2 protein-coding genes are annotated in these 1159 nt (G+C 32.4%); both read right to left on the minus strand.

Going from position 1 to position 1159, the window contains the following annotated elements; genetic code table 11:
* Positions 1 to 447, minus strand: a 447-nt coding sequence (locus RRY75_RS14065) for a site-specific integrase (protein ID WP_332717392.1), incomplete at its 3' end; no start/stop codon positions are given.
* A 140-nt stretch (positions 448 to 587) separates the two neighbouring features.
* The coding region (locus RRY75_RS14070) for an Rpn family recombination-promoting nuclease/putative transposase (protein WP_332717395.1) at positions 588 to 1159 on the minus strand (572 nt) is incomplete at its 5' end.

Below are 1159 nucleotides of genomic sequence, written 5' to 3' on the forward strand. Positions count from 1 at the left end.
ATGGATTCTTCGAGCTGGACTTTTCAAGATATAATCTTCATCTTCTAACCAAGAAAAAAAGCTTGAAAGAATTCTTCTTATATTATCTATCGTCACTTTACTGACTTCACTATTCTTTTGATAATCTGAAAGATAAACCCTTAAATCTTCTGTTACTACTTGCTTTACTGACTTATTAATTCTCTGAAGCATTGTCTCTAACGTCGTTTTATAATAAGTAATAGATTTTTCTGAGCATCCTTCTACTCTCTTAGCTGCTAGAAATACTTGTAACAGTTCTTGATTAGTGGTGATACTATTTACCTCATCCTGCTCTGCTATTTTTATTTCTTTACCTAAAAAAACACATTCCAACACCTTTTGTAGCCAATTCATTTGCTCATTATTTAACACTTGGCACATCTGCTGCTCTATCTCACACTTTATCTGATTAACCCTATCTAACATTTCTTCAACGCCTCCTTATAAGTATCTGAATTGAAATACTTTTTCCAAAGCGTTGACTTATTTATAAAATTATAATCTACTTTTTAATTCTTCTATACTAGGTAATGCGTCTTTTAGTTCTTTAGCTATATAAGCTACTTTTAATTTTTAGCTCTCATACTTTGTACTTCTTGTATTGTTAAACCTGTTTTCCTAGCAATTGTTTCATTGTCTAAGATATCCAACAAATTTTTCGCAAGATTATATTTTTCTTGTTGCATTCCTTGCTCTATTCCTTGTTCTATTCCACGCTCTAGTCCAGAACTGTATAGATTCGCACGTTCATGTTCTGCATACTCTCTTGCTTTATATAACGCAATTGTCTTTGGGTCGCTACTTAGGTATTCTAGTTTATTTTCTGCCATCTTGATTGCTGGCTCTATTTCACTCATTTCCCTCAATACCTCCTTCGGAACATCTTTCTCTAGAAACATCATCCATCTTTGTAAAGCATCTTCTCTATAGTTTTTATCTTGTAAATTTCTAAACTTAGGAAACTCTATAAAATGAATTTCTATCAAATCAGTAAATTTGCAAGTCTTCTCCTCATCTTCCCACAAGTGATAAGATGTATGGTATTTATCTAACTCGGTGAACTCAAAGTCTACTAAATTAATGGTAATGACTTTGGATAACTGCTTGTAATCTTGCCCCTTCTTAATTCCTTCAAGAT

The organism is Niameybacter sp. (genome assembly GCF_036655075.1).
GTDB lineage: Bacteria > Bacillota > Clostridia > Lachnospirales > Cellulosilyticaceae > Holtiella.